The organism is Enterovibrio coralii (assembly GCF_001559595.1).
GTDB classification, from domain to species: domain Bacteria; phylum Pseudomonadota; class Gammaproteobacteria; order Enterobacterales; family Vibrionaceae; genus Enterovibrio; species Enterovibrio coralii.
This window is the reverse complement of record NZ_LNTY01000062.1, coordinates 1-26,193: the sequence shown is the minus strand read 5'-3', so window position 1 is coordinate 26,193 and position 26,193 is coordinate 1. Positions and strand designations below refer to the sequence as shown.

Below are 26,193 nucleotides of genomic sequence, written 5' to 3'. Positions count from 1 at the left end.
CCGCGGTGCGGCCCTCCGTTAAATACGTTAATTTTGCGCTCTCACGCGTACTTCATTGATAACTTACTTGCCAACAAAAATTAAGTCAGTATAAGAGCCGGATAAGGACTATTTTCATCTGCGCTTGCTCCCCTAGCCGTCAAAGTCGACAAATTCGGCTGATTCTCCGCGCATATTGATTTTCTATTTGTCAGGCAGAGACATGCAAAAGAAACAACGATTTAAGCGATTGCAGCATACGCTTATGCTCGCTTTTTTGGCGTTAAGTATCACGCCGCTTACCCTGCTCGCGATTTTCTTTCTCGAATCGCACAGCAGTGACCTCGAAACCCAAAGCACCACGCATTTGGCGTTCCTCCGCGACAACAAGCAAGAGCAAATCAACAGCTACTTCGATGCTAAATACTCGGAAGTAAAATCCTTTTCCCGCTCAGAGCTTGCTACCGTAACGGGCGGACGTTTTTATGGCCTAGTTGCGTCTTTCCACCTTCTTGGGGACACCCGCGAAGAAGCCAGCCAAATCGCCCGTCAAAATTACGGTAAAGACGCGAGCGGCAACCCGAACGCGGATCCGAATCGGGTCAGTGACAGTAATTATGTTGGCAGCGAGCGTTATCGTCTGCTGCACAAACGTTATGACTGGGCGTTCAAAGAACACCTAAAGCGCTCTGACTTTACCGACATCCTCTTGGTCGATATTGACGGAAACGTCGTGTATTCCGCGTTAAAAGAAAATAACTTTGGCGCGAACCTAATGGAGCCACAGTGGAAGACCACTGCTGTTGGTAAAACCTTTGCAGACATTCAACGCCTAACCAACGCATCGAGCAGCGATACCGACTCCACACCAGTGGCTTTCACCGACTTCACGCAATCAAGTGACGGTAAGCTTTATGCTTGGTTTGCCGCGCCCGTCAAACAGCAGGGATACCTGCACAGCTATGTGCTGTTCAAACTGCCAAACACCGCACTGGCCAACATGCTCAATGACACGCCAAGAGAGAAAGGCTTCATCAGTTCTCTGTTGGTCGGCGAAGACTTACTGCCGCGTAATGCGCAAGATAAACAGCCTATCTCACCTATCGACAACTCCGCCGTAGAAGCTGCACTGTCTGGCTTGACGGAAGTGGGGAGTTTCTTGGGCTCAGACGGTATGCGCGTGCTGGGTGCTTACTCCCCCATTTCGGTGTTCGACAACCAGTGGGCACTGATTCTTGAACTGCCAGAAGAAGAAGCCTTCGCGCGTATCTACCAACTTGAGAAGATTTTCATCGTAGTGATGGTTGTGGCGATTGTGCTTGTGGTATTCGCCTCTCACTTGCTGTCCAACTCCATCACAGCACCACTGCTTCGCTTAACTTGGGCGGCAGAACAGGTTTCCGCCGGTGATTTGGATCAGAAAATCAGTAGCACAGACCGCGAAGATGAAATCGGTCGCCTGGCGATAAGTTTTGCACGCATGCAGCGTTCTGTTCGCGAAAAGCTCGCGCTCATCCGTGAGCAGAACAAAGAGCTTGAACTCAATATTCAGACCATCAAGCAAAAGAACGAAGAGCTACAACAAGCCGACCGCATGAAGGATGACTTCCTTGCGACCACTTCTCATGAACTGCGCACCCCGCTGCACGGCATGATTGGTATTGCTGAGTCTATTCTTGCTGGGGTTGAAGGCCCGCTGCCTGAACGTCAAAAACTCCAATTGCAGATGCTGATCAACAGCGGTGAGCGCTTATCGACATTGGTTGATGATTTGCTGGACTACCACAAGATGCGTTACGGCGACTTGGAAATTTCGCCACAAGCCGTGGATACCGCAACCGCTGCGCGCTTGGTTATCGAGCTATCTAGCCACCTGCTGGGCGGCAAACCGGTTCGCATTATTAACCAACTCCCTATTGATTTACCTTTGGTGCGCGCAGACGAACAGCGTTTGGAGCAAGTGCTTTACAACTTAATTGGCAACGCCATCAAATATACGGATGAAGGCAAGATCATCATTTCAGCAACCGTGCTGGACGATCAAATCCGTATTCAGGTGGTTGATACCGGACAAGGTATCCCGTCTGATCAACTGGAATACATCTTTGAGCCTCTCACCCAAGCGTCAAGCGGCTCCAATGCCTATCGCCAAGGGGCGGGACTGGGTCTATCCATCAGCCGTCAGCTTATCGATATCATGGGTGGGCAGCTTTATGTCAGTAGCCAACCCATGGTGGGCACTACCTTTAGCTTCACGCTGCCAATTGCAACAGAAGAAGATAAAGCGAAAACGCGTCTGGCGAAAAACGTGCATTTCGCTGTGCCTAAAATTGACGTCGAACCTTTGGAAATTGAACAGCTTCCAGAAAACCCTGACGGGCCGCTGATCCTGGTGGTCGATGATGAACCCGTAAACCTGCAAGTTCTGAACAACTTCTTGAAGCTTGAAGGTTATCGCGTCAAAACCGTAGAAAACGGCCGACAGGCAATCGAATCTGTCACCATGGAGCAGCCTGACCTTATGTTGCTCGATGTCATGATGCCAGAGCTTAGCGGTTACGAAGTTTGTGCCCACTTACGCGAGCGATATTCACGCAGTGAGCTGCCAATCATCATGCTGTCGGCACTTGGTCAGGTACAAGATAAGGTCAAAGGCTTTGATGCGGGTGCGAACGATTACCTCACCAAGCCATTCAACAAAGACGAATTGAGCGCGCGTATCCGTGCCTATATTGACGCGTCTCTTACCGAACAAGAGCGCGAAAAGAACCGTCAATTGAATGAGGAGATTGGCGAGCGCGACCAAGTCGAAGCGGGACTTCGTGAAGTCCAAAGCCGACTGTTCGAGATGCTGGACTCCGCCTCTGAGGCCATTTTATGTGTGCAGGGCAACGGGAAAATCAGCTATGCCAACGATGCCTGTCATTCGATTTTCCATTTGAGTGCCGAGCAGCTTGAGCGTCACTTGCTGGAAGATTTCCTTGCTATGGCGCTGCCAGAAGCAAACCGTGGTCATTACAGCGGGCAAATTAAGTTCAAGATTGACGGTGAAATTGTCGATGTAAGCTCTGACGTCATTACGCTACCGGAGTCTTCAGGGCTTCAAATGATGTTCATTATGAGCACAGGCGGTAAGGCGTCATCACACCGAGTCGAGCAGCTAGAAAAAGCGGTAGAAGCCCTTTCTGACTATGCCTTTGACGGGACGTTAGAAAACCTGCAACAACTGCGCGAGCTCGGCGGCGAGTTTACTCGCATGGCAGATAAGTTCTCCGGTGGTCAGCCAGATAAAACGGACGTTATCCGCGACACCTTAGTGAAAGTGATGCTGGGCACCTTGAGCTACTGGAACGCAAGTACAGGCAAGTCGAAGTTTGATTTGGCCGAAGAAAGCGGCCTGTGGCGTGTTTACCTTGACCGAAGCACACTGCAAACGCGTACGCTTGATAAATACCTGCATACCGAAACTGTGCCTAAATCGCCAAGATGGCGAACCGTACTAAACACCATAGACTTCGTGCTGGAGCGCTGCGGTGAGCACAACCAAGAGCGCGCTGAAGTCGAGTTCCTGCGCGACAAACTGCAAGGCTGATCAGCCGATAAGGCAGTCAGAAAAATCGACTTGCCATACTGAAAGAAGCCTCTCGATAGAGAGGCTTTTTTGTGACTGACGCTCAAGCAGGGGCTATTCGCTCAAACGAATATCGATACAGCCCTATTGTTTTAATCGCCTTTCCTCGCCTTTTACAACGACGTATATGAGAGGATTTAGAGCCCTCTATCGCCTTTACATAACGTGATGCTGTGTCCAAAAAAGCGTTTTAACAAACGGCTTAGTGCCCTTCAATATCGCCCCAAAAAACCCACTTATTTTTTCGCTTCAAACATCTCTCAAACACATTTTTCCACCCGCAAAATCATGGATTTTTACGGCTTCAAAACGGCCATATTTCAACCGCAAGCCTTTTTCTACTCACTAAGTTTTCGTTTATGAGAAGATAATCACAACAAAACGACGTGCGATATTTTCAGCAGAAAATTAACGCTTTAAAAGATAGGAGATCCTGATCACCAAAATATTTCATTAACATTAAACCCTTTATCAATGGCAATTATGTCGATAGTAAATACTAACTTAATGACAATTCACTTGGCTAAACCGGGTGTTATTTGACCCCGGTCAATAGCCGTCAATCATCGTCAAAAACGTCATTTTTAACGTTTTTGACGCACCCCTTTTTGTTTTTAACGAATTTGACGGGCGAGGCAATTGACCCAAAACCGGAACCGGAGTTTCCTAGGCTTGCACTGAGCCTGCACGGCCATGTGAATAGCCAAGTTCACTTGTCTGGTTATTCATAGCGGGTTCCGGCCTGACCAGTTTCTTTTTAAGGGTCAGTTTCAAGTGAAACAAAGCAACTAGTAAGGAACAGCTATGCTTGCCAATCTAAAGAAAACAAAAATTGCAGTTGCCGTCGTTGCGGCCGCAGCGTCTGCACTAGCAGCACCAGTTGTTAGCGCTGCTGATCGAGTAGAACTGACAATTGTACCTGACTTCTACCCACAGCTTACTCAGAACTTCAACCCGTTCTTACAGACTAGCTTGAAAACAACTATGACTTCGTTTACGAGCCACTCGTCGTTTTCAACCAACTGGATGGTAACAAGCCAGTTATGCGTCTGGCGAAGGACTACACAATTTCTGACGATCTGAAAAAAGTGACTTTTGAAATTCGTGAAGGCGTTAAATGGTCTGACGGCACTCCTTTCACTGCAGAAGACGTTGCATTTACTTACGACCTTATTCGTAACAATGCAGCAATCGACTTGGCGGGTAACGCTGAGCTGATTTCTGACGTGAAACTGAAAGGCAACTCTGTTGAGATTTCTCTGCACGATGCAAACTCATCAGCTCCTTTCAAACTGGTTCAAACACCAGTTGTTCCTAAGCACATCTGGAGCAAAATCGACAAGCCAGAAGCTTACGAAAACAAAAACCCTGTAGGTACAGGTCCTTTCACTGAAGTAGATACGTTCACTAGCAACCTTTACGTTCAGTGTCAGAACCCTAACTACTGGGATGCGGCTAACCTAGACATCGACTGTCTGCGTATGCCTCTTATCGTAAACAACGACGGTCTGCTGTCTAAGATCGTAGCTTCTGAGCTGGACTGGACTTCTTCTTTCATTCCAGACATCGATGCAGTTTACGCTTCAGTAAACAAAAACCACAAATACTGGCCAGCGCCAGTAGGTTCTGCAGTTAACCTGCTTGTTAACTTTGAGCACCCAGATGCAGCGAAAAACGAAGCACTGACTAACGTTGACTTCCGTCGCGCAATGTCTGCTTCTATCGACCGTCAATCTATCGTTGACATCGCGTTCTACGGTGCTGGTTCTCCAAACCACTCTGCAGCAGGTATCGCGGCTCTGTACCAAAGCTGGTCTAACCCAGAAACGTACAACGCAGCGAAGAAATACAACGAATACAACGTTGACTTCTCTAAAGAGCTTCTTGCGAAAGCAGGCTTCAAAGACACCAACGGTGACGGCTTCGTTGAAACTCCATCAGGTAAGAGCTTCGAGCTTTCTATCCAGACTCCATCTGGCTGGACTGACTGGAACAACACTGCACAACTGGCAGCTGAAAACCTGGCTGACGTAGGTATCAAAGCTAAAGCAGTAACTCCTGACTTCTCTGTATACAACCAAGAGATGGCTGGCGGTACGTTCGACGTAGCTCTGACTAACTACTTCACTGGTCCAGATCCACACCTGACTTGGGACTCTGGCTTCCACTCACGCTTCATGGCTGAAACTGGTAACCCACGTTTCGCGATGCACCGCTTCCAGAGTGCTGAAGTTGATAAGCTGCTAGAGAACTTCTACGCAACTGCTGACCAAGCAGAGCAGCTGGAAATGGCTCACAAGATTGAGAAGATCCTTTCTGACAATCAAGTAGTTATCCCAGTAATGTCTGCGGCATCAGTATACCAGTACAACGAAACTCGCTTTACTGGTTGGTGGAACGACGCGAATGCGAAAGGTCGTCCACTGATTTGGCAAGGTACTCCAGAGCGTCTGCTGCACGTTCTTGACCTGAAACCAAAAGCGTAATCTCTAAAAAAACAGGCGGTGCATCCGCACCGCCTGATTCCACGATAAGACAATCAGTACTTCTGACCTAAGGCGTTTAATTCTTTGGTCACGGCATCGTCGTGCCATTTAAGGTGTGAGTTATGGGATTTTTTCTTAATAGATTAGTTTTTTATTTTGGCGCATTGCTCATAGCAATCACGCTGAACTTTATTCTGCCTCGTGCGATGCCTGGCGACCCAGTGACCATGATGTTCGCAAACGCGAGTGTTCAGGTTACCCCAGAGCGTATCGCTGCGATGAAAGAACTGTTGGGCTTTGTCGACGGTCCACTACACATTCAATTTCTGACTTACGTGAAAAGTATCTTCACGTGGGAACTGGGTATCTCTACCACTTTCTACCCACTGACAGTTAACGAGCTGATCGCTAACTCTCTGGGCTGGACACTGTTCCTGGCTGGCTGTTCGACAGTAATGGCATTCTGCGTGGGTTCAGTACTGGGTATCTTCGCTGCATGGAAACGCGGCAGCGCATTTGACTCAATGGTTTCTCCTGCTTCATGGCCCTGCAGGCTATCCCGCCTGTGGTTATCGGCATGCTCATTCTGTTCGTATTCGGTATCACCTTGAAGTGGTTCCCAACCTCTTACGGCATGCCTGAAGGCGCAGTTGTTGACTGGACTAGCTGGGATACCTACACAGGTATCGCTTACCACGCCGTTCTTCCTCTTATCTGTGCGACTGTTGCTCAGATCGGCGGCTTCCTCATCAACATGCGTAACAACATGATCAACCTTCTCAACGAAGACTACATCACCATGGCGAAGGGTAAAGGCCTTTCAGAAAACCGTGTTGTCTTCAACTACGCCGCACGTAACGCACTGCTGCCAACCGTAACCGCGCTGTCAATGGCACTGGGTATGGCAATGGGCGGTCAGCTGGTTGTTGAGATGATTTTCCAATACCCAGGACTTGGTACTGCAATGCTTAACGCCGTTAACGGCCGTGACTACCAGGTTCTTCAAGGTCTGCTCATCATGATCACTCTGGTTATGCTGACCATGAACTTTATTGCTGACGTGCTCATCGTGATGCTTGACCCACGCCTGCGTAAAGGAGGCAAATAATCATGAAAGATTTATTCAAAATCATTAAAGGAAACCCAAAGGCACTGGTCGGTGTTTCCATTATCTTCCTGTTCATCTTTGTCGCTGTTTTTGCACCGTTCCTGTCAAAACACGACCCACAAAAACGCACGGGTAACCCACACGAATACCCAGCGTTCGTTGTGAAATCTGCGCAAGCAGCCCAGACGGTTGGGTTGCTGAGAACCTGGCTGACAACGCACGTCGCCTACGTATCTCTAAAGAAGCTGACCATGTGCTGGGTACAACTCGCTTGGGTCGTGACATCTGGTCTCAAGTTGCACACGGTGCACGTACCTCTCTGTTCGTTGGTTTCACTGCAGGTATCTTCGTGTGTGTGGTAGCAACGGTCATTGGTATCTCAGCAGGTTACTTCGGTGGTCGCATCGATAACGTACTGTCTGGCGCAATGAACGTCATGCTTGTACTGCCGCAGCTCCCAATCGTCATGGTTGTTGCCGCCTTCGTAGGTCAGGCTGGCCCACTCACTATCGCGGTGGTCATAGCCTTAACCTCCTGGGCGTGGGGGGCAAGGGTAATACGCTCGCAAACTCTGGCAATTCGTGAAAAAGAATTCGTTAAGGCAGCAGAAGTACTGGGTGAATCTAAGTTCCGCATCCTGTTCGTTGAGATTCTGCCAAACCTGATCCCTCTGGTTGGTGCAAGCTTCATCGGTTCGGTGATGTACGCAATCTTGACCGAATCTGTCCTGTCATTCATCGGTATGGGCAGCCCAAGTGCGGTTAGCTGGGGTTCAATGCTCTACAACGTACGTACCTCGTCTGCAATGCAACTGGGTATCTGGTGGGAAGTTCTGGCGCCATGTATCGCACTGAGCTTGCTGTCATTCGCACTGGCACTGTTCAACTTCGCCGTCGATGAAATTGCTAACCCACAATTGCGTGCGCAAAAAGGCCTGAAGCGTTGGAAGAAGATGCAGGCTGATGAAACTAAGTCTCGCGCAAAGACTGAACTGGCTCCACAAGCAGCATTGAGCGGAGAAAAATAATGAGTGATGCACAACTACAAATCCGCAACCTATGTGTTGATTACATTACCGACGCGGGCGATGTCCGCGCGGTAAACAACGTAAGTTTGATATTGGTAAAGGCGAAGTATTCGGTCTGGCAGGTGAATCTGGCTGTGGTAAATCGACCGTTGCTTTCTCTCTGATGCGCCTTCATAAGCCGCCTGCCTATATCAGTGGTGGTGAAGTGTTCTTCAACGGCGAAGACATCATGAAGTACAGCGACGAGCGCATGAGCCGCTTCCGCTGGAAAGAGATGTCAATGGTGTTCCAGTCGGCGATGAACGCCCTGAACCCAGTTCTGACCATGGAAGAGCAGTTCTGTGACGTAATCATGCGCCACACCAACATGACCCGCGAGCAAGCAAAACGCCGTGCTGAAGGTCTGCTGGAAATCGTTGATATTCACCCAAGCCGTTTGAGCGATTACCCGCACCAGTTCTCTGGTGGTATGCGTCAGCGTCTGGTTATCGCGATTGCACTGGCTCTGAATCCAAAAATGATCATCATGGATGAGCCAACAACCGCGCTGGACGTGGTGGTTCAGCGTGAAATCCTGCAAAAGATTTACGCGCTGAAAGAAGAGTTCGGCTTCTCAATCCTGTTCATTACTCACGATCTGTCATTGATGGTCGAGTTCACTGACCGTATCGGCATCATGTACGCCGGTCAGCTGATCGAAGTTGCTCCGTCAAAAGAGATCCTGAAAAACCCGTATCACCCATATACCGAAGGTCTGGCTAGCTCCTTCCCTCCACTGACAGGTCCGAAAACGCACCTGACTGGTATCCCTGGTAACCCGCTGAACTTGCTGGAAATCCCACAAGGCTGTCGTTTCCAGGCGCGTTGTAGCAAAGCACAAGACAACTGTTTCAAAGTGGCAAATACCCTAACGCAAGTCGAGCCGACCCGTTTCACCAACTGCCACCGTTTTACTGGCAAGTAATGGCTATAGCGACTTGTAGGAGTGAGCATGACTAAAGAATTAGGCCAACCAATTGTTGAAGGGAAAAACCTGGTTAAGGATTTCCCAATCAGCAGCAACACGCTGAATAAGCCAATGATGCGTGCACTGAATGACGTGTCATTCAAACTGTACAAAAGCCGCGGTCTGTCAGTAGTAGGTGAATCCGGTTCGGGTAAATCAACGACAGCAAAAATGATTGCGAAGATGTATGCCCCAACATCAGGCAGCATCGAGTACAAAGGCCGTGATATCGCAACCATCACGAAAAAAGACGACTTGATGCAGTACCGCGAAGGTGTGCAAATGGTGTGGCAAGACCCGTTTGGTTCTCTGAACCCAACGCAAAATATCTTCCACCACATTGCGCGCCCACTGCACATTCATAAGAAAGCGAGCAGCAACCCGAAAGAGCTGGAAGAGCAAGTGTACGACCTGCTGAACCAAGTAGGCCTGACACCGCCAAAAGAAACCGCTCAGAAGTACCCTCACCAGCTTTCTGGTGGTCAGCGTCAGCGTGTAAACCTTGCACGTAACATCGCAGTGGGTGCGGAAGTTGTTCTGGCTGACGAACCAACCTCAATGCTCGACGTGTCTATCCGTGCAGGTGTTTTGAACCTGATGGAAGAGATGAAGTTCGAAAAAGAGATGGCACTGCTGTACATCACCCACGATATCGCAACAGCGCGTTACATCGCGGAAGACCTGGCAGTTATGTACGTCGGTCACATGGTTGAGTGGGGCGACTGTGAAGAAATCATTCACCGTCCACAGCACCCATACACGCGTCTTCTGGTTTCTGCCGTGCCAGATCCAGCGAAATCAATCCACCAAGAATTGGAAGGCAACAAAGGCGAGATTCCTTTGTGGACGCCAGATTCAGTGGGCTGTCCGTTCGCGGGTCGTTGTCTGCACGCGACTGAGAAATGTCGTCAAGCGTTGCCACCAGTTACCAAACTGGCTGACAACCACTTTGTTCGCTGCTACCTGTTCGAGTAATCCTCGAGCACGTTTTTAGGAGGTAAAATGCAGCTGTTGACCAACCATATTGGCTACGAGCGTTCAGGTTCCAAGCAAGCGCTTGTTATTGCAAAGCAAGCTGTATCCGCATTGCATGCCGATATCGTTGATTGTTCTACCGGACAATCCGTGATGCAGCTGCCTGTTTGTGCTTGTGGTTCAGTAGACCAATGGCATACCGGCGACGTTTATCGTATCGATTTCTCCGCTCTTCAAGAGAGCGGAGAATACTGCATCAAAGTCGGAGACACTGTGTCTCCGGCTTTTTCAGTTGCAGACGGTATCCTTTTTGATCGCACCTTCTCAGATGTGATCCACTACTTTAAATCTCAGCGTTGTACAGGCACGTTTGATCAACAAGATCGCGCCGCGCCAATATTGGGCACGGATCGTCGCGTTGATGTTCACGGTGGATGGTACGATGCGTCAGGCGACGTCAGTAAGTACTTCAGCCACCTGTCTTATGGTAACTATCTCAACCCACAGCAAATTCCGATGGTTGTTTGGAATATGCTGCACGCGACAGAAGCCCTTTCAGGATCTGTTGCGGCATTCACGCGTACCCGCCTGCTGGATGAAGCGCTGTTTGGTGCTGATTTCTTGGTGCGTATGCAAGATGCTGAGGGTTTCTTCTACGCCACGGTGTTCGACAAGTGGAGTAAAGATACGGCGCAGCGTGAAATCTGTGCGTATGAAACCCAAAAAGGCCACAAAACTGAGGCCTACCAAGCTGCATTCCGCCAAGGTGCAGGTGTTGCGATTGCTGCATTGGCAAAAGCAGCGCGTATCGGTGTGTCTGGTGAGTTCGACATCGACACTTACAAAAAGACCGCTGAAACCGCGTATTGGCATCTAAAAGAAAAGAATACCGACTATCTCAACGACGGTGTTGAAAACACCATCGATTTCTATTGTGCGCTTTTGGCTGCGACAGAACTTTTCAAACTCACAGCAAGCCAAGCTTATTTAGACGAAGCGCGCACTTGGGCTGACAGACTGGGCGAACAGCAGCAAAGCGATGACACCATCGCGCACTTCTGGTCTGCTAACGGTGACGGTTCAAGACCTTATTTCCATGCTGCTGAAGCAGGCCTGCCAGCGATTTCGCTGATGCAGTACCTGACTATCGAAACCAATGAAGAGCGCAACGCGAAATTCACACAAGTTGTTGAAAACGCGCTGACGTTCGAACTCGCTATTACCTCGGAAGTGAACAACCCGTTTGGCTATCCACGTCAGTACATCAAGAATGTTGATTCGGAAAAGCGCACCAGCTTCTTTGTCGCTCAGCGCAATGAAACCGGATACTGGTGGCAAGGCGAAAATGCCCGTTTAGGCTCACTGGCTGCAATGGCATTTATGGCGGCATCTCTTCCTGCACACCATGAACTCAAGAAAGCCCTGCGCGAATACGGCCAAAACACCCTGAACTGGATTGTGGGTCTGAACCCTTACGACATGTGCATGTTGGATGGTCACGGTCGCAACAACCCAGATTATTTGCCAGACCTTGGTTTTTACAACGCCAAAGGCGGTATCTGTAATGGCATTACCGCAGGCTTCCATAATGAGCGAGACATTGCGTTCAACCCTGCCGATCAAAAGGACGAGATCCTTCAAAACTGGCGTTGGGGCGAGCAGTGGATCCCGCATGGTGCGTGGTACTTGTTAGCGGTTGCGATGCAAAAGAAGGATCTCTTAACCCATGAGTAAATTCTTTTGTGGCGTAGATGGCGGCGGTACCTCATGCCGTGCGCGTATCGTCAACGACCAAGGCCAATTTCTAGGCGAAGCCAAAACTGGCAGTGCCAACATCCTGTTGGGTGTTGAACTGGCCATGGAGAACATCCAACTGGCTATCGCACAAGCAGCGGAGCAAGCGGGCATCACAGACCTGTCTTCTCTGTCTGTTGGCATGGCCTTGGCGGCGGCAGAGCAAAAGTCTGCATGGTATGACTTTATGGCCCTACCACATCCTTATCAGCACATCACGCTGAACACGGATGGCTACGGCGCATGCATGGGCGCATTCGGCGGCGAAAACGGTGCCATCGTAATCGCAGGCACAGGATCAGTCGGTATATATCTAGAAAACGGCCACCAGCATGTCATCGGCGGTCGTGAGTTCCCAATCTCAGATCAAGGCGGCGGTGCCATCATGGGTCTTCGCCTGATCCAACAAACCCTGTTAGCGCATGACGGTCTGCGCAGCTCATCGGAGCTTGCAGAGTATGTGCTCGCACACTTTAACAATGATCTTGATGCCATTGTGAGCTGGTCAAAAACCGCGATGCCTCGCGACTACGGTCAGTTCAGTCCGAAGATTTTCGAACGTGCAATGGAGCGAGATGAACTTGCCATGGAGTTACTGCAAGACACGGCAAATGACATCGAGCGATTGATCCTGGGACTAAACCGCAAAGGCGCAAATCAAATTGCCCTAATGGGAAGTATCGGCGAGCGAATCGTTCCATGGTTGTCACCTGCTGCACAGTCATTGTTGGTTCAACCCAAGGCGGATGCCATGTCCGGCGCTATTTTGATGGCCCGTGGCGATCACAATCTTTATCCGTTTTCGAGGTAAGTCATGACGTTTCGCCTAGATTTCAACGCAATCGACGTCACTCCTGAGAAGAGCCGCTTTGCGTTGGTATTCCACAACCTTTCTGAGAAAAACATCGAGAAGTGGCAACTTACCTTCAGCGTAAGTCGCTATGTCTACCCAGAAAGTGTGTCCCATGGAAACTTAAAGCAGATTGGTAGCCTGTGTATTTTTGAAACGGGCGAGCCTTTAAATGCTAACGAACACCTTTATTTAGAATTTACCCACCGCACCAAGCCTTTCTCTCTGCATGATGAAGGTATCGGTGACGCGTGCTTGCTGGTCACCACTGAAGACGGCATCACTGCCTACCCAGTTGAGACTCCACCAGTAAACCTTGGCGTACAGACTCCAGAGCGCGTGCCGCTTTCGTTGCCTGAACCTAAGGCCATCAACCTGCTCCCACAACCAAAAGCTTTGGTGGTGACGACTGGCCAATTTGCCGTTTCCGATGAATGTGCCATTGCTGTGCGCTCAGATGAAGCAAAGCTGGCTGCTCAGTGGCTGTCTGAAGAAATGTCTGCGCACGTGCGTAAAGACATCACCATCAAGCAAGAAGGTCAGATCCAGTTTGTTATCGACAAGCAACTAAAAGGTGAGCGTTACCGTTTAAGCGTGAAGCCAACTGGCATCGTCATCAGTGCAACAGAAGCCAGTGGATTCACCCACGGCGTTTCGACGCTGTTGCAATTGTTGCCTGTTCAAGCGACACACAGACACTACTTCAACTACGCGATCCCGTGTGTGGAAATTGAAGACCACCCACGCTTTGGCTATCGCGGCATGATGCTGGACTGTGCACGTCACTTCCACCCAGTGCGTCGTGTGAAAGACCTGATTAACCAACTGGCACGCTTTAAATTCAACCACTTCCATTGGCACCTGACAGACGATGAAGCTGGCGCATTCAAATTGACGCCTACCCAGAGCTGACCGAAATCGGTGCATGGCGTGGACCGTTTGAAACCATGGAGCCGCAGTACACCACACTGTCGAAAATTCATGGCGGTTTCTACACCAAAGACGAAATTCGCGATGTCATTGCGTACGCAGCGCAACGCGGCATCACTGTCGTGCCAGAAATTGATATCCCAGGACACTGCCGTGCGGCGGTCAAGTCTCTGCCACATCTGTTAGTGGAAGACGCAGACAAGTCAGTTTACTGCAGCATTCAGAACTTCAACGACAACGTTCTGAACCCAGGTCTGAAAGGTACATACACCTTTTTGGAAACAGTCCTTAAAGAGGTTTGTGAACTATTCCCAGCACCTTATGTACACATTGGTGCCGATGAAGTGCCAGAAGGTGTGTGGGTAGACAGCCCTGCATGTCAGGCTCTGATGAAAACGCACGGTTACAAAGATTTTAAAGATCTTCAAGGACATGTACTTCGCCATTGCGAAAATTTCCTCAGCACAAAGGGCAAACAGATGTTTGGCTGGGAGGAAGTCGTGTTTGGCGACAAAGTCAGTAAAGATACTGTGATCTTCTCGTGGATTAGCGAGCAATCTGGATTGGATTGTATCCAAAATGGATACAATGTCGTCCTGCAGCCAGGGCAGGCCACCTATCTCGATATGGCTCAAGACTACTCAGCGGATGAGCCGGGAACTGACTGGGCAGCAAAAGTGCCACTTGAGGCCGCTTATCACTATGAACCACTCGCTCACTCGAAAGTGACTGCCGAGGAATTCAGCCGTGTGAAAGGCATTCAATGTGCACTTTGGTGCGAAGCAACGAATACCCAAAGCCGCTTCGAATACATGATCTTCCCTCGCCTGCTGGCGATTGCAGAAGTGTGTTGGAGTGCCAAGGAACAAAGAGATTGGGCAGATTTTCAGGCTCGTCTCAGCGGACAACTGCAATACCTAGATCGCCTAGGTATTAACTACCGTCGGTAATTTTTTAATTTTTTGAGATTTGTAAAAGGATACACGCCATGAAATACGGCTTCTTTGATAACGATAACCGGGAATATGTCATTACCCGCCCTGACGTACCGGCGCCATGGACCAACTACTTGGGTACAGAAAAATTCTGTACTGTTATTTCTCACAACGCAGGTGGCTACTCGTTCTACAACAGCCCTGAGTACAACCGCGTAACTAAATTCCGTCCGAACGGCACGTTTGACCGTCCAGGACACTATGTATACCTGCGTGATGATGAGACTGGCGATTACTGGTCAATCTCATGGCAACCAGTGGCAAAGAGCCTAGAAGAAGCTTCTTACGAAGTGCGTCACGGCCTGTCTTACTCTAAGTTCAAGTGTGAGTACAACGGCATCACTGCACAGAAAACGCTGTTCGTACCAAAAGGCGAAGACGCGCAAATCTGGGACGTGAAGATCAAGAACGACGGCGACAAACCTCGTACTATCAGCGCATTCTCTTTCGTTGAGTTCTCGTTCAGCCACATCCAGTCTGACAACCAGAACCACCAAATGAGCCTGTACTCTGCAGGTACTTCGTACAAAGACGGCGTGATTGAGTACGACCTGTACTACAACACCAACGATTACGAAGGTTTCTACTACATGGCGTCTAGCTTCGATCCTGACAGCTACGACGGTCAGCGTGACAGCTTCCTGGGCATGTACCGTGACGAAGCGAACCCAATCGCGGTTGAAAAAGGTCGTTGTTCTAACCACGTTCAAACCTGTTACAACCAGTGTGGTTCTCTGCACAAGCAATTCGTGATTCAGCCAGGTGAAGAAGTTCGCTTCGTATTCTTGCTGGGTATCGGCAAAGGTGAAGGCCAGCGTCTGCGTGAGAAATACCAAGACATGGCTAACGTTGATGCAGCATTCGCAGCAATCAAAGGTCACTGGGACGAGCGTTGTAACAAGTTCCAAGTGAAATCGCCAAACGAAGGTCTGGACACCATGATCAACGCATGGACCTGTACCAAGCAGAAACCTGTGTGGTCTGGTCTCGCTTTGCATCATTCATCGAAGTTGGCGGCCGTACTGGTCTGGGCTACCGCGATACCGCGCAAGACGCGATCTCTGTACCGCATTCAAACCCAGCAATGACGCGTAAGCGCCTTGTTGACCTGCTACGTGGTCAAGTAAAAGCGGGTTACGGTCTGCACCTGTTCGATCCAGATTGGTTCGATCCAGAGAAAGCTGACGTTAAACCATCTAAGTCTCCGACCGTTGTTCCAACGCCAAGTGACGAAGACAAGATCCACGGCATCGAAGACACTTGTTCTGATGACCACCTGTGGATCGTACCGACCATCATCAACTTCATCACTGAAACCGGTGAAGAAAGCTTCCTTGATGAGTCAATCCCATACGCAGACGGCGGCAACGCAACGGTTTACGAGCACATGAAAGCGGCTCTGGACTTCTCTGCAGAGTACATCGGTCAAACCGGTATCTGTAAAGGCCTGCGCGCAGACTGGAACGACTGTTTGAACCTGGGTGGCGGTGAGTCATCAATGGTGTCATTCCTGCACTTCTGGGCACTGCAAGAATTCATCGAGCTGGCGAAATACCGCGGCAACGACGAAGACGTTCAGAAATACACAGTAATGGCTGCAAACGTGCGTGAAGCGTGTGAGAAGCACCTGTGGGATGAAGAAGGCGGCTGGTACATCCGTGGTCTGACGAAAGACGGCGACAAGATCGGTACTGCACAACAAGCTGAAGGTCGTGTTCACCTAGAGTCAAACACACTGGCAGTTCTGTCTGGTCTGGCTTCGCAAGATCGCGGCGAGAAAGCGATGGACGCAGTTGATGAGAACCTGTTCTCTGAGTACGGCCTGCACCTAAACTCTCCATCGTTCGCAACGCCAAACGATGACATCGGTTTCGTAACACGCGTATACCAAGGCGTGAAAGAAAACGGCGCAATCTTCTCGCATCCAAACCCATGGGCTTGGGTTGCAGAAACCAAACTGGGCCGCGGTGACCGTGCGATGAAGTTCTACGACGCACTGAACCCGTACAACCAAAACGACATGATCGAGAAGCGTGTTGCTGAACCGTACTCTTACGTTCAGTTCATCATGGGTCGCGACCACGAAAACCATGGCCGTGCAAACCACCCATGGCTGACAGGTACGTCTGGTTGGGCTTACTTCGCGGTAACTAACTTCATTCTGGGTGTACAAACTGGTTTCGACGGTCTGACCGTCGATCCATGTATCCCAACAAGCTGGCCTGGCTTCGAAGTTCGTCGTGAATGGCGCGATGCGACTTACCAAATCAAGGTTGAAAACCCGAACGGCGTTAGCAAAGGCGTGAAATCAATCACTCTGAACGGTGAACCAGTAGAAGGTGCAATCCCTGCACAAGCTGCAGGTTCAGTGAACGACGTGGTTGTAGTTCTGGGCTAATCACCAAAACGGGGCTGCTACAGCCCCGTTTTTCCATGGATTTAAAAGGAGTTCAACCATGATCCAATTTGGTACTGGTGGCTGGCGTGCAATCATCGGTGAAGAGTTCACACGTGATAACGTGCGACTCGTCGCTCAAAGTCTTGCCAATATCATGATTAACGAAAACGCCATTGAGCCGGGTTTCGTTATTGGTTATGACCGTCGTTTCCTGTCTGACAAAGCCGCAGAGTGTTCGCAAGTGTGCTTGCAGCTAATGGCATTACTGTCAGCTTTATCGACAAATACGTCCCGACCCCAATCGTGATGTTCAAAGCGAAGGAAATGGAAACACACTACTCAGCGTGTATCACAGCCTCGCACAACCCAGCTGATTACAACGGCGTGAAAGTCTTTATCAAAGGCGGTCGCGACGCAGATGAAATCATCACCGCAAAAATTGAAGAGCAAATCAGCAAGCTTCAACTGAGCGATGTGAAAACCGTTGATTTCGAAGAAGCCGTAGAAGCGGGTTCTATTCAGATCATCAACCCGATGAACGAGTTCGTAGACTCAATCATCAACTTCATCGACATTGAAGCGATCAAAAAAGCAAACCTTCGCGTGCTGATCGACCCAATGTTTGGTGTGGCGAAAAACGCCCTGCAAACCGTGCTGATCTCAGGCCGCTGTGACGTTGACGTGATCAACGATGGTGCGAACCCAGGCTTTGGTGGTTTGATGCCTTCACCAAGCGCAGCGACCCTTTACCGCCTGAAGCATCTGGTGGCTCACGAAGGTTACGACATCGGTATCGGTACCGACGGTGATGCTGACCGCCTTGGCATCATCGATGAAAAAGGCAACTTCATTCACCCGAACGAAGTCCTGTTGCTGCTGTACTACTACATGCTGGAGTACAAAGGCTGGAAAGGCTCAGTGGTGCGTAACATCGCGACCACACACCTGCTGGACAAAGTGGCTGCAGACCATGACGAGAAGAGCTTTGAAGTGCCTGTGGGCTTCAAACACATCAGTTCTCAAATGGAAGCAGATGACTCACTGATCGGCGGTGAAAGCTCGGGTGGCTTGACCATTCGTGGTCACATCAAAGGTAAAGACGGTGTATTCGCATCAAGCCTGCTGGTTGAAATGATCAGCGTAACGGGCAAGAAACTGTCTGAGCTGCTGGATGAAATCTACGGTAAGTACGGCTATGCCTACACCGCAGAGGGCGACTGCACGTTCAAGGCATCGCAACGCGAAGAGCTTTACAACAAGATTTACGTTGAAAAAGCACTGCCAGAATTTGCCTATGAGATTGAAAAAGTCAGCTACGCAGACGGCTTGAAGGTTTACTTCAAGAACGGCGGCTGGGCGATTGCACGTTTCTCAGGCACAGAGCCACTACTGCGTATTTTCGTAGAGTGGGAAGACAAAGAAACCGCAGAAGCACTCGTACAGCAAATCAAAGAGTTCCTGTACGTTTAAGCGCAGAGCGAACAGGTTACTCCATTAAATTGGCAATCTGCTGTTCATTCCTGCAAGCCCAAAAGGCTTTCGCAAAAAGGGTAGCACTGGCTACCCTTTCTTTTCTGTGCTGAAGACTTACTGAAGCACACAATCACGCAGTGTTACATCCCCCACACCAGCATGGCTTCTTTTCCCTTACCATAAAACCCAGTGTTTCCACCGTCAGATTGATACTGAACACCGGATGCAGAGCGAATTCGTGGCAACTCTTTATCTTCATCATTCAATCGAATGAGCGCGGTATCAGAGGTGATCAACGCCTGAAATGACTGACCATCCTCGCACACGTACTGGCTGGGCAATTTACTACTACATCCCGCGAGCAACATGATTGAAACAAGTGAAATTACAGTAGTCTTCATGGTGTCTCTCCTGCTTATGAAAGCTTTCTCATATATCAGCACAAAATGCTGAACTTAAGTCAACGCAAGGTCACAGATCCGCAGTGTTCATCATGTCGAATTGATGACGTATTTATTTCTCATGCTTAATTTATATGCCTACATTTTCATACCAAGTAAAATCCCGCAAAAATAGCGAACGATATATGCATCGAACGTTTTTTATGCAATGACTCATCTTGCAAACTTGTTTATGAATTCGATTCCAACTATCCCCTTAGATACCTCATTAACCAAGTCGTTAATTCATCTAACTCCTACGCTTCAAACTAATTATTTTGATAAGGAAATTAAAGGAGCTAAAGATGTTAAAACGCGTATTACTCGCCACGGCTATCTCGAGTGTGCTGGCAACACCGAGCTACGCAGTATCTTCTCAGGTGCTGTCTCAACTGGGGAATGGCTTAGGTCTAAAGTACACCGTTCTAGACAACCAACAAGATGAATGGCGCTCGTTTAAAGGCGAAATCACGCTGACAAACGACAGTGCGACAGCATTACCTGCTTCTGGCTGGGCCATTTACTTCAGCCACATTCGTATGCTGCAAGCACTCGATAACCCGGGGCTGAAAGTCACGCACGTCAATGGTGATATTTTCAAGCTTGAGCCAACGGCGGAATTCAACGCGCTACAGCCGGGCCAAACGCTAAACATCGGCTTCCAATCTGAGTTCTGGCAAGTGGCCAAAACCGACATCATGCCGAACTGGTATTTAGTCTCAGAGAGTGGCGAAACCGCCCTTATCGCCAGCACCAGTAACACCATCAACGGCGAAGTACCAACCAAGCCGGGCGAAGAACTGCCATTTGTCGCTGACTTTGACAGTGAACTTACGTGGAAACGATACGGCGGTGGTCTGACGGACTTCTACGACCCATTTACGGCTGCTGATCGCTACGCCAACAACAGCGATCTCCATAAACTTGCCGATGCCAAGGGTGTCATTCCAACACCAGCAGCCATAACACTCGGTGAAGGTAAGGTTGCCATTGACGCCTCTTGGGTGGTCGTCTTCGACAACGGCTATCAGTCTCCAGCTGAGTTCTTGGCAAACCAACTCGGCCTAACGGCTGTCCCATGGTCGCCAAATCAATCTAAAGTGATTCACGTGGGCTGGGGCCAAGTGAGCATTGACGGTGCGCCTAAGTGGGAAGAGGCTTATAACCTGTCTGTTTCTTCGGCTGAGGAAAAAATCAATATTGATGCCGTGGATGCTGCCGGTGCTCTTTACGCCGCGCAATCTCTGCTCCAACTTGTCGAGAACAACCTGATCCCAGAAGCACAGATTGTTGATGCGCCTCGTTTCGCCTACCGCGGCCTCTCTATCGATGCGGCGCGTAACTTCAGAAGCAAAGACTCCATCTTGGAACTGCTTGACCAAATGGCCGCCGTGAAGCTGAACAAACTGCATCTTCGCTTGAGTGATGACGAAGCATGGCGCATTGAAATCCCTGCCCTACCAGAGCTTGCTGAAGTAGGCTCTCAACGTTGTCATGATCTGTCTGAAACCAACTGTGTCCTGCCGTTTTTGGGTGCGGGTCCAAATGGCACAGCAGAATCTAACGGCTTCTACACCGAAGCTGACTACAAAGAGATCCTGGCAGCAGCGAATGCGCTAAACATTGAAGTGATCCCAGAAGTGGATATGCCAGGCCACGCACACGCGGCTATTAAAGCCATGGAAGCACGCTATGAAAAACTGGCGGCGCAAGGCGACTTAGCAAAAGCGAATGAATACCTGCTGAGCGATCCAAACGACACCACTGAATATCTTTCCGTTCAGATGTTTACTGACAATGCGATGAACGTCTGTATGGAATCGACGTACAACTTCGTTGATACCGTTGTCGGCTCCTTGGTGGCTTTGCATCAAGATATCCAACCGCTGAAGACCTTCCACTTTGGTGGCGATGAAATCGCTGGTGCATGGACTGACTCGCCAATTTGTCAGGCGTTCCTCGCAAACAATAACCAAGGTATCTCAACCGTTGATGAGCTAAGCCAATACTTCGTTGAGCGCATCTCTGTGATCACGGCCAATCACAACCTTGATCTTGGTGGTTGGGAAGATGGCTTGATGCATAACAATGTTGTCTACCCACGTGGCGAAATGGCCAATGCAAACGTCAGCGGTAATGCTTGGCAAAATATCTGGGAATGGGGTGTAGCAGATCGTGCCTACAACCTTGCCAACAACGGCTACGGCGTAATTTACAACCAAGCTACCCACTTCTATTTTGACCACCCGTACGAGCCAGATCCAGAAGAGCGCGGCTACTACTGGGCACCACGCTTCACTGACACCCGTAAGTCTTTTGGCTTCATGCCAGATGACCTTTACGCTAACGCAGACTTCACCCGTGCGGGTGCACCTATCACCAAGCAAGACGTGCTTGATGCCGCCGGTGTGAAAACGCTTGAGCGTCCAGAGAACGTGCTGGGTCTGCAAGGTTCTGTATGGACAGAGACTATCCGTACGGAAGCACAGTTTGAAGGCATGACCTTCCCGCGTGCGATTGCACTGGCTGAGCGTGCATGGCACACCGCAGCTTGGGAAGCGCACGATGCGGACGGCAAGTTGGTTGATGAAGCCGCGCGTACCGAAGGATATAACCTGTTCGCAAACTTGGTGGCGAAAAACATCATGCCAAGCCTCGAAGCAAACGGCATAGCGTTCAACTTGCCAGTCCCTGGTGGGATCATTGAAGGTGGCGTGTTGAAAGCCAACAGTGCCTTCCCTGGGCTGACGATTGAATACTCGGTTGATAACGGTCAGAGCTGGCAGGCATATGACGCTGCTCAAGCTCCGTCTGTTTCGAATGCGTTGATTCGCACCGTCTCTGGCGATCGCACTAGCCGTGTGGCTGAAGTGAAGTAACAGCAAATTTCATTACCGACAACGCCTCGGCCAGACATGGCTGAGGCGTTTTTTATTTTGGCAAGCTAGCACTGACTCCATGCCTGAAATGGAATTTTTCTAACCTTAACAATTATTAACCTTCCCTCAATCCGCTTTTAATCCATCCTCGGTTAAGCTGTTTTCACATCAGTTGCAACAGGCTGGTGAATCAGTTCCCCCAAACTGGTGTTGGCTCGCATTCCTGGTGCGAGCCAGTTTTTATTCTTTCTACCGCATATGGTTGAAAACGTACCATATTCCGTGAATCGCGGAGGAAGCATGAAAATACTCATCATTGAAGACGACCCTACCACCCGAGACTTTATCGCCAAGGCACTGAAAGAGCATGGCTACGCCGTCGATATTGCTGAAGATGGACACAGCGGATTGATGATGGCACTCAGCAGTCAGTATCAACTGGTCATCCTAGACCGTATGCTTCCCAATCTCGATGGGATGAAAGTCCTCAGTGCACTGAAATCCACCGAGCCCGATCTTCCCGTTCTGATCTTGAGTGCATTAGACAGCGTGAAAGACAAAGTGGATGGCTTAACGGCGGGTAGCGATGATTACCTGACCAAGCCTTTCGCCCTTGCAGAGCTCATTGCACGGGTCGACATCATCATTAACCGTGCTCATCGTCATCTCCCCGTTACCAACGAAATGGTATACGACTGCCTCAGGCTAAACTTGAAAACGCACACGGCGTATTGCCACCATCATCAACTCACACTCCAACCGAAAGAGCTTCGTCTGTTGCAGTATTTCATAGAGCACAATGAACAAGTGGTTTCCAGAATGCGTTTGTTTGAGGCGATTTGGAGCTATCATTTCGACCCCAAAACCAATGTCATCGACGTGCACATTGCCAATTTAAGGCGAAAACTCGAAGACGCCGGATGCGCAGACATACTGCATACAGTGCGTGGAGCGGGTTATGTTCTTCGCCGATAACTATACCCTGACGCGTTCGTCCGTTTTCAGAACCCTTATTGGGCTTTTTTTGTTCATCGCGCTGATCAATGTAGTTGTGATTTATCAGGTGTATACCGGCTCAGAAGCCTTCCACCGCGAGCGACTGACTCAGCAACTCAACGATGAGATCTCTGAGTTTAAGTTTGCTGCCAAATCTAACCGTGACGAAGTAGAGCAACTCCTTGCCGCGAAGAAAACCAGCGAACGTTTGTTTTACTATCAACTGAGAGATAGCCCTTCGGTGCAGGTAGGCGAATACCCCATGCACCGCCTTCCTCAGTCGAATACCCGTATACCGCTCGCGCCAGACTACCATTTGGAAGTGCGTGTCGACCCCTCAAAGCTAGAAGCTTTTCGTCAGGCACTGGTGCCTATCGTCTTTTTTGGCAGCTTGTTACCCATCGCATTGATGCTAATTGTGGCCTTCTCGTTTAGCGTGCAAATACAAAGAAGACTGGAGCGAGTGAACCGTGCAATGAATCAGTTTGTTTGTGGTGAGGCCAACGTGAAGTTACCAGTATCTCGTCGAGATGATGAGTTCGACATCCTCGCCATCCACCTCAACTTTATGATTGAGCAGATGACGAAGAACGAAACCACGTTACGCTCCCTGACCACAGGCCTCGCGCATGACATGCGCACGCCAATGGCGAGATTAAAGCTTCGGCTTGAACAAACACTCGATAGCCCCGCACTCGCGCCTGAACAGGCCAAGAACATAGGTGCTTGTCATGATGAGTTAGAGCTACTGCTTTCTATGTTTAATAGCATGTTAGAGATAGCCAAACTCAATACTCTTGAGACAGAGATTGAAGATCAAAAGGTAGATCTGAGTTTGGTGACACAAGATGCCATCGAGTTTATCCAACCGTTGATAGAACAAAAACAGCAGACCCTCACCTTTCGACAAGATCAGGTGTGCGAGTTGAAAGGCGACCGATCCTTGCTATTCCGCGCAGTGTTTAATTTGATTGAGAATGCGGTGAAATACACACCAGAGCAGGGTGATATTGAAGTGGTCGTTGATAGCTATGGGGTGGTCGTGGCGGACAGTGGCATTGGGATCAGCGACGAAGACAAGCTAGCAGTTTGCAGACCTATGTATCGCGCAGATAAAAGCCGGACAGAATCCGGCTGTGGATTGGGCTTGGCACTGGTCGACGCGGTGGTCAGTAGACACAGAGCAAGCCTATCCATTCGAGATAATCAACCTGGGACGAGAGTTCGGATCTTATTGGATCCAATCCGAACTCACGCCTTCTTGTAGGATGCTCGTCTAACTTGCGGTGGCCGCACTTGGATGGCAGTTTGCCATGGCTTGTGCAATCAACTCCGCTTCTGTTCCAACGATAACCTGCAGGTTCTTATCACCCAGTTTTACCACGCCCATTGCGCCTAGTTCCGTCAACGTGTCCTCGTCAATGCGGGTGACATCTTTCAGCGTTAAACGAAGACGCGTGATACAAGCATCGATGCTCACAAGGTTGCTTCTGCCACCCAATGCTGACACATAAGCTTCCGCGCGATCGTCGACAGGCAACAATTGCTGCTTCGCATCAACCGATTCTCTGCCCGGCGTTTTCAGATCAAACTTCTCAATCGCAAAGCGGAATACGGCATAGTAAACCGCAGCAAAACACAGACCTTGAACAATCAGCATGTAAGGCTTGATGGCAAGCGGCAAGTTGAACGACAACACGAAGTCAATCAAACCGCCCGAGAAGGTAAAGCCTGCAAACCACTGCATGCTCGCCGCAATAAAGAGTGACAACCCTGTCAGCAAGGCGTGAATGACATACAGCACAGGTGCCACAAACATAAAGGCGAATTCGATAGGCTCCGTCACACCCGTGATAATGGCTGTTACCGCAGCAGCACCCAAGATGCCGCCAACCTTGGCTTTATTTTCAGGTTTAGCACAGTGGTACATCGCCAAGCATGCTGCTGGCAAACCGTAACCCATCACTGGGAAGAAGCCCGCTTGATACATGCCTGTCACGCCCAATTCACCCGTGCCTGACCAGAATTTTGAAATATCACTGATCCCGACAAGATCAAAGATAAACACTTGGTTCAATGCATGGTGAAGGCCAACTGGGATCAATAGACGGTTAAAGAAGCCATAAACACCCGCACCCACGGCACCCATTTCAGAGATAGCGACACCAAAGTTAACCAAGGCACCATAAACGGTTGGCCACACGTACACCATCAAGATACTGATACCGATGGCAGAGAATGAGGTCACGATAGGTACAAAACGGCGACCGCCAAAGAAACCCAGTGCTGTAGGAAGCTGAATATTGTGGAAACGGTTATACAAAACCGCCGCTACAATCCCCATCAGGATCCCTGTAAACGCACTGACCGCGGCACCAGATGCTATGACTTGCGCCTTTGACATATCAGCAACAGGCACACCCGTTATCTGGGAGATAACGTTAATGTTCCCTACTACCATTTCCACGATAAGTAGCCCTAGAAGACCAGACAGTGCCGCCGCACCATTGTTGTCTTTGGCTAAGCCATACGCGACACCGGCAGCAAACAACCACGCTTGGTTGTCCATGATCCCTTTACCACCAAACACCAAGATGGTTGCCAGTGGCTGTTCGCCCCCCAACCAGTTGGGTCGATGGCATAGCCCAAACCCAACATTAAGCCGCCCGCAGGCAGGACGGCAATCGGCACCATCAATGCCTTACCGACTTGTTGTAAATATCCCAAAATATTCACGTTAAACACTCCTTCCGTTTCAATCCGTTAGGCCATTTCTGAACGTTAAAATGACCATCCCAGAGTAGAGCGAGTGCGATTAACGCGACCTTTTAGCAGCATTAACAAAAATTAATATTGGGAAAATTTAGGCGGTCGAGATCTCAAATCTCTTTAATTCAGAGAGTTAAGTGGTGATTAAAAGACGAAATGGGGGATTTTGAGAACGGATAAAAGCCAAAAGACCATCCAAGACAAGTGTTTTAACCTGTGATGTTTCTAAATCTCATATACGCAAAAAGGCCATCCTTACGGATGGCCTTTTCGACTGTATTTGAAGCCTGGCGATGTCCTACTCTCACATGGGGAGACCCCACACTACCATCGGCGCTGTTGCGTTTCACTACTGAGTTCGGCATGGGATCAGGTGGGTCCACAACGCTATGGTCGCCAAGCAAATTCTGCTAAGTCTTCACCTTTTAAAAAGGTAAAAACCAAAATCTTGGAAAGC

General features: G+C 49.6%; 8 protein-coding genes, 1 rRNA gene and 8 pseudogenes. 14 read left to right on the top strand and 3 right to left on the bottom strand.

What is annotated here, in order from left to right:
* Positions 1-202: 202 nt before the first annotated feature.
* The 11 genes and pseudogenes from ATN88_RS24705 to ATN88_RS24655 all read left to right on the top strand — a co-directional run bounded on the left by ATN88_RS24705 (position 203) and on the right by ATN88_RS24655 (position 18,649).
* Entirely contained in the window at positions 203-3,571 is a 3,369-nt protein-coding gene (locus ATN88_RS24705) for a response regulator (RefSeq protein ID WP_067420105.1), read from the top strand.
* 843 nt (positions 3,572-4,414) lie between these two features.
* Positions 4,415-6,096: pseudogene (locus tag ATN88_RS24700) on the top strand (ABC transporter substrate-binding protein).
* 122 nt (positions 6,097-6,218) lie between these two features.
* A pseudogene (locus ATN88_RS24695) lies at positions 6,219-7,204 on the top strand (ABC transporter permease).
* 2 nt (positions 7,205-7,206) lie between these two features.
* Positions 7,207-8,231, top strand: a pseudogene (locus ATN88_RS24690) (ABC transporter permease).
* A pseudogene (locus ATN88_RS24685) lies at positions 8,231-9,195 on the top strand (ABC transporter ATP-binding protein). Before ATN88_RS24690 ends, ATN88_RS24685 begins: the two co-directional pseudogenes overlap by 1 nt.
* A gap of 27 nt (positions 9,196-9,222) precedes the next feature.
* Positions 9,223-10,212, top strand: a complete 990-nt coding sequence (locus tag ATN88_RS24680; protein WP_067420104.1) for an ABC transporter ATP-binding protein — start codon at positions 9,223-9,225, stop codon at positions 10,210-10,212.
* A gap of 27 nt (positions 10,213-10,239) precedes the next feature.
* Positions 10,240-11,946 (top strand): glycoside hydrolase family 9 protein, encoded by a 1,707-nt coding sequence (locus ATN88_RS24675; protein WP_067420103.1) that lies wholly within the window; start codon positions 10,240-10,242, stop codon positions 11,944-11,946.
* A complete protein-coding gene (locus ATN88_RS24670) occupies positions 11,939-12,817 on the top strand; it encodes a BadF/BadG/BcrA/BcrD ATPase family protein (RefSeq protein ID WP_067420102.1) in 879 nt (292 codons plus the stop codon). Before ATN88_RS24675 ends, ATN88_RS24670 begins: the two co-directional genes overlap by 8 nt.
* A gap of 3 nt (positions 12,818-12,820) precedes the next feature.
* Positions 12,821-14,736 (top strand): annotated as a pseudogene (locus tag ATN88_RS24665) (beta-N-acetylhexosaminidase).
* A gap of 38 nt (positions 14,737-14,774) precedes the next feature.
* Positions 14,775-17,179, top strand: a pseudogene (locus ATN88_RS24660) (GH36-type glycosyl hydrolase domain-containing protein).
* Between the two features lie 58 nt (positions 17,180-17,237).
* A pseudogene (locus tag ATN88_RS24655) lies at positions 17,238-18,649 on the top strand (phosphoglucomutase/phosphomannomutase family protein).
* 143 nt (positions 18,650-18,792) lie between these two features.
* Here ATN88_RS24655 and ATN88_RS24650 read toward each other — a convergent pair.
* The gene (locus tag ATN88_RS24650; protein ID WP_067420101.1) at positions 18,793-19,053 is read right to left on the bottom strand and encodes an MliC family protein; all 261 of its coding nucleotides are present in this window, start codon (positions 19,051-19,053) and stop codon (positions 18,793-18,795) included.
* 344 nt (positions 19,054-19,397) lie between these two features.
* Between ATN88_RS24650 and ATN88_RS24645 the strand changes: the two genes are divergently transcribed.
* The 3 genes from ATN88_RS24645 (at position 19,398) to ATN88_RS24635 (ending at position 24,234) form a co-directional block, all read left to right on the top strand.
* The gene (locus ATN88_RS24645) at positions 19,398-21,971 is read left to right on the top strand and encodes a family 20 glycosylhydrolase (protein WP_067420100.1); all 2,574 of its coding nucleotides are present in this window, start codon (positions 19,398-19,400) and stop codon (positions 21,969-21,971) included.
* Positions 21,972-22,271: 300 nt separating this feature from the next.
* Positions 22,272-22,946, top strand: a complete 675-nt coding sequence (locus ATN88_RS24640) for a response regulator transcription factor (protein ID WP_067420099.1) — start codon at positions 22,272-22,274, stop codon at positions 22,944-22,946.
* Entirely contained in the window at positions 22,930-24,234 is a 1,305-nt protein-coding gene (locus tag ATN88_RS24635; RefSeq protein ID WP_067420098.1) for a sensor histidine kinase, read from the top strand. Before ATN88_RS24640 ends, ATN88_RS24635 begins: the two co-directional genes overlap by 17 nt.
* Positions 24,235-24,243: 9 nt before the next feature.
* On the opposite strand, the pseudogene nagE reads toward ATN88_RS24635, so the two are convergent.
* Positions 24,244-25,703 (bottom strand): annotated as a pseudogene (gene nagE / locus ATN88_RS24630) (N-acetylglucosamine-specific PTS transporter subunit IIBC).
* 318 nt (positions 25,704-26,021) lie between these two features.
* A 5S ribosomal RNA gene (gene rrf, locus ATN88_RS24625) occupies positions 26,022-26,137 on the bottom strand.
* Between the last annotated feature and the right edge of the window lie 56 nt (positions 26,138-26,193).

Bases quoted from the DNA above. Each gene is read 5' to 3' on its own strand.
- ATN88_RS24705 (WP_067420105.1), top strand. From the start codon at position 203: ATGCAAAAGAAACAACGATTTAAGCGATTGCAGCATACGCTTATGCTC.
- ATN88_RS24680 (WP_067420104.1), top strand. From the start codon at position 9,223: ATGACTAAAGAATTAGGCCAACCAATTGTTGAAGGGAAAAACCTGGTT.
- ATN88_RS24675 (WP_067420103.1), top strand. From the start codon at position 10,240: ATGCAGCTGTTGACCAACCATATTGGCTACGAGCGTTCAGGTTCCAAG.
- ATN88_RS24670 (WP_067420102.1), top strand. From the start codon at position 11,939: ATGAGTAAATTCTTTTGTGGCGTAGATGGCGGCGGTACCTCATGCCGT.
- ATN88_RS24650 (WP_067420101.1), bottom strand. From the start codon at position 19,053: ATGAAGACTACTGTAATTTCACTTGTTTCAATCATGTTGCTCGCGGGA.
- ATN88_RS24645 (WP_067420100.1), top strand. From the start codon at position 19,398: ATGTTAAAACGCGTATTACTCGCCACGGCTATCTCGAGTGTGCTGGCA.
- ATN88_RS24640 (WP_067420099.1), top strand. From the start codon at position 22,272: ATGAAAATACTCATCATTGAAGACGACCCTACCACCCGAGACTTTATC.
- ATN88_RS24635 (WP_067420098.1), top strand. From the start codon at position 22,930: ATGTTCTTCGCCGATAACTATACCCTGACGCGTTCGTCCGTTTTCAGA.